At 67.8% G+C, this 4,325-nt stretch carries 6 protein-coding genes; 3 read left to right on the forward strand and 3 right to left on the reverse strand.

From position 1 onward, the window contains the following. Positions 1-225: 225 nt before the first annotated feature. The 3 genes from KY462_16690 to KY462_16700 all read right to left on the reverse strand — a co-directional run bounded on the left by KY462_16690 (position 226) and on the right by KY462_16700 (position 1,813). On the reverse strand, positions 226-687 hold the full coding sequence (locus KY462_16690) for a putative toxin-antitoxin system toxin component, PIN family (GenBank protein MBW3579336.1): 462 nt from the start codon (positions 685-687) through the stop codon (positions 226-228). After that, a complete protein-coding gene (locus KY462_16695) occupies positions 688-927 on the reverse strand; it encodes a ribbon-helix-helix protein, CopG family (protein ID MBW3579337.1) in 240 nt (79 codons plus the stop codon). A 331-nt stretch (positions 928-1,258) separates the two neighbouring features. Next, complete coding sequence (locus KY462_16700) at positions 1,259-1,813, reverse strand: hypothetical protein (GenBank protein MBW3579338.1); 555 nt, start codon at positions 1,811-1,813, stop codon at positions 1,259-1,261. 373 nt (positions 1,814-2,186) lie between these two features. Here KY462_16700 and KY462_16705 point away from each other — a divergent pair, with 373 nt between their 5' ends. From KY462_16705 to KY462_16715, 3 genes are all read left to right on the forward strand, one after another. After that, positions 2,187-2,762: a hypothetical protein gene (locus tag KY462_16705; protein ID MBW3579339.1), complete on the forward strand. Its 576-nt coding sequence runs from the start codon at positions 2,187-2,189 to the stop codon at positions 2,760-2,762. Positions 2,763-3,674: 912 nt separating this feature from the next. Continuing rightward, the gene (locus tag KY462_16710; GenBank protein ID MBW3579340.1) at positions 3,675-3,959 is read left to right on the forward strand and encodes a hypothetical protein; all 285 of its coding nucleotides are present in this window, start codon (positions 3,675-3,677) and stop codon (positions 3,957-3,959) included. A gap of 3 nt (positions 3,960-3,962) precedes the next feature. Beyond that, on the forward strand, positions 3,963-4,325 hold a 363-nt coding region (locus KY462_16715), incomplete at its 3' end, for a maleylpyruvate isomerase family mycothiol-dependent enzyme (GenBank protein ID MBW3579341.1).

A 4,325-nucleotide genomic window follows, 5' to 3' on the forward strand; every position in this document is an offset into this window, starting at 1 on the left:
GACCGGGCTCCGTCGATCCCAGGTTGCTGAGGTAGGGATGGACCGGCTCGGAGGCTCTGAACGGCGTGAACCACTCCTGCACCCGGAGGTTCGTCATGCCGTGTTCGAGCGCCACGTCGGAGTTGGGGTCCTCGATGCCATCCCACTGCGGTTGGTAGAGGAGTTCGAAGTCGGTGTCCTCGAAGGCGCAGTCCTCGTAGATACCCCATGCGGCGCGGGTCGCGATCAGGTCGGAGGTGATCCCGGCTCGGCCGAAGGCTCGGCATCCGTGGCGTGGATCTCGAGTAGCTGCCTCGGCGTGAGAACCGGTACGTCTGGCAGGTCGAGTTCGATCAGGTCCGTATCGCCCGTGACGAGGGCATCGGCACCCGCGGCCCGGGCGAGAGCGATCAGGTAGTCGTCGTCACGATCGGGACTGACGGTCGGAGGGTCGGCCAGGTCGTCCCATGGCTCGCCTCGACGGGCAAGCTCGGCAACGTAGGCATCCACCTCCGGCGGGGACAGGTACTCGCGGAACTTCTCTCTGCGAAGGACGCCATCGAGCTCCGCCAAGAGCATCGGTGAGACGATCGGAACGATGATCCCGGCGTCGACGAGGTCGGTGACCGCCGCGGTGGCGCCGGACGGGGTGATGGCGGCCGAGACCAGCACGTTGGGGTCGATGACGACCCGGCGTGGAGCTGGCACCTACCCGGCGTCGGCCGCGCGCTCCACGCGGTAGGCCTTCTGCTCAGCGATCGCCAGCCGCATCGCCTCTTCCTCGGAGAGGCCACTGCACTCACGCGCCGCCTTGAGGATGTCGCGTAGCCGTCCACCTTCGAGCTGCCGGCGAACAGCCTCGACGATGACTTCATCACGGGCCTTGCCCGAAGCGGCGGCGCGCTGATCGACGAGCGCGAGCAGGTCGTCGTCGAGCTTGATCTCCACCGTGCTCATGGCGCCACCTCCGGCGGAACAAGGATACGCGGTCGATGGTGGCGTCGGACATCGAGCCGATCGATAACGCGCATGAGTGCTCGGCGGGACGGATGTCGGATGCAGGTCTCGCCTTGGGGTTCCACGGCGGCACCGACCCGGCTTTGAGTGCCGGTTTACTACTTCGGTCAACCTCCGGGTTCGGAAGCCGGGGGCGTGGGGTGCATCTCCGAAAACGGTGCCCGGCCAGGGTCGGCGCACGGCAGGTGTCGAGATCTTTCGTGACGGGGTCTGTCCTCCGGATCGACGAAGCACCCCTGCCGACCCGGAGGACGACCGCACCTCATGCGAGCCGACGACTCTGCGAGGCCGAATTGCGCCGGGTGTAGCTGGCCACGAAGAGCCAGAAGGACCCGATGAGGACCCCGCTCCCGAACTCAGTCAGGATGATCGCCACCAGCCCACCGACGCCAGCCAGCACGGCAGCCCACCGGGGAAGGCTGGATCTGCGCCAGATACCCACAGCGAACACGATGGACCCGACCGCTGAGAGCAGGAGACCAGGACCCGCTAGGACGAAGAACCAGTCGAGTTCCTCCCGGACGATGAGCCCGATGGCGACGCCAACGGCGATGAGGGAGTAGCCCGTTGCGATCAGACCGGCACCCGTTCGGTTGCTCAGGCTGGCGCGCGATGCGGCGACGACGGCGACGATGGTGGCGACCAGGAAGATGAGGTTCGCGGCGAGCAGCCGGCGTTGGATCCGCAGCTCGAGCTGACCACGCAGCGCGGCGTGAACCAGACGCAAACGCAGCTCGACGTAGTCGATCGAGCGGCCACACCAGCCCTCGTTGCTGTCGTCGCGCCGGAAGTGCAAATGGTCCTGGGGGAGAGACACGACGGCCTCGTCGTCGTCGACCCCACGGCAACTGCGACCTGATCGTCCCCGGGGTAGGGCAGCAACACCCACAACGTTTCCCCCACGAGTTCCACCTCGACCTGCTCGCAATCGAGGGATGGTGGACGTAGTTCCTCGAGCATCGCCTCGAGGGCTTGCAGGAACCGCTGCTGGACCGGCGTCAGAGCGTCAGCGTCAACACGGTCAACACCTTTGATCCCTTCTTCAGTCGACGGGGCCGGTCAAGGCCGGCCGTCCCTAGGCCAGGGGCGCAGTGACGGCCCCGACACAAGTGCGGTGCCGTGGGCCGGGGGAGCTGCCGTTTTGCGGTTGGGGTAGCGTCTGGCGCGGACGGCTAGATGGAAGGGTTGGTGTGGCTGAGCAACAGTTTGAGGGTGGTGTGCGCCGGGCGGCCGAGATGGTCGATGACCTCACCGGGGACACCGAGTCGTTTTTGGCGCAGATGGCGGAGCAGCTAGAAGCCACCGTCACCCGCAACGAGCAGTTGCGTGACGGGCTGGTCGCGCAGGTTGAGCGCCTCGAGGGACTGCTGGCCTATCAGCGCGGTCAGCTGTCGCTGCTGCAGTCAGCCGCGGAGGGTGTTCCCCACGACCAGACCGCCCCGGCCAGGCACGCACCGCAGGCCGAAGCGGTCGAGGACGTCGCGGACGTGGAGCGCGTCCCGGAGGCGGAAGCAGACGAGGTGGGCCTAGACGCGGCCGGGGTGGACTTGGACGTCGATGTCGGTGACACGACGGTCAGCTATGGGGAGCGGGTGTTGCGGGTGTTGGCCGAACAGCAAGAGGCGACGCTGGACGAGTTGGTTCAACGTCTGGTGGAGGCGGGCGACAGCGACGCTACTCGCCGCAAGGTCAGCACGTCGGTGACGAATCTGCGTCGGGCCGGGCGCGTGGAGCGAGTGGGCGACGTGGTCCGGCTCGCGGGTTGACCAGGCGACCTGGGCCCACCGGGCCCGGCGGTTGAACCGGCCTGGGTTGCGTCTCAGCCAGTGATCCGCCGGCACGCTTGCGAACGCTCGGCCCAGCCCAGCTCGCGTGACGATGGCTTCAGAGCGCACCGGCGTACCGGGGAAATCTGGCCACCACGGCGCATCGGATCTCCGGTCGGCCGCCAGCTTGAGTCGAGGAGCGTCATCGTCCCGTCAGGTTCGATCAGCAGGACGTCTACGTTGCCTGCACCCGCACCGGGAGGGAAGCCTCGCCTGCGATCACGGCCTGGGCCGATGCCCGATGGCAGACCCGGTATGCATCAGCAGTTCACGCCACCGCTCGTAGGTGACCTCCGCCCCGAAGAAATCCGCGGCCTTGAGGATTTCGTTGGCGAGGCGGATCTCGCGATCTCGCGTTCGAATTCCTCAACCGCTCGCGATCGTCGGTCGTCAACCCTCGCCGACCCGCGTCTCGACCTCAACGTTCGCACCCACGGGCGCAACGTCTCGGCGGTCATCACGACCTTCCCCGGCTTCTGCGAACGACGGACTGCGGGCCTACGGGCAAACTGCCGTAGCGGTAGTTGTTTGGGAAGGCGCGCGTACTGCCGCATTGGGCGCGGCCGTCGAGAATCTTGCCGCAGGCGCGGAAGCCGCTCGAGGATCCCCGCTGTGCGGGTGGTTCGGTACGGCTACGTCTCGGTGGCGCGATCACGCCGAGGATCGCTGCCGCTGGGATTGGATCGGTGATCCGCGCGTTGAAGCTGGGAGACGGCGAACGACCGCCGTCATCTTGGCGATGTCGTGTCTGTGCACGAGAAGCTCATCTGCCAAGCGATCCCCGTTCGTTGTCCGCGCGAACCCGGTTGGCCGCGATTGCGTGCCACACGCTCAGGTAGCTGCCGAGGTCGGATGCTCGACGTGCCCGACCACCGGCTGTTCGTCGGATTACGTGGACGGGGCGGCGGTGGTCGCCGGCTGGCTGCTGCTGCATGGACCGCTGGGGGTGCTGGTCCTCGCCGCGACCCTGCCCGAGGTCCGACGCCGCAGTACTGGGCGGCGATGCTGCGCCGCCTCCACGCAGCCGAGGGGCGGGCCGTGGCGGCGATCTTCGGTGACATGAGCCGGCCTGGCGCCCAGCGCTACGGGTTCCTGCGCCTGTTCCGTTTCACACTCTGGCACCGCGACAGACAGTGAGTGATGCGCCCCGACGACCTGTTCGACCGAGCCGCCGCCGGACTCCAACGTCGCCTGCCGGCGGTCACGCCGGCGGACCTCGACGCGCCGACCCCCTGCGCAGGCTGGAACGTCCGCGACCTGCTCGCCCACCTCGCAGAGGAGTCCTGCTGGGCTGCCGGAGTCCTCGTCGGCGACGCCCCAGAGGTGGTCACCGCACGATGCGACGGCGACCTGATCGCAGACCAGCCCGTCGCGGCCCTCGACCGGCTGACCGCGGCGGCACGGACCGTCGCACGAGACCCGTCGCGAGACACGGTCTCCTTCGGTGAGCGCACCATGGCGACCGGCGACTACCTCACCGAGCTGTTCGCCGACTACCTCGTT

The sequence above is a fragment of the Actinomycetota bacterium genome, assembly GCA_019347675.1.
Lineage (GTDB): Bacteria > Actinomycetota > Nitriliruptoria > Nitriliruptorales > JAHWKO01 > JAHWKW01.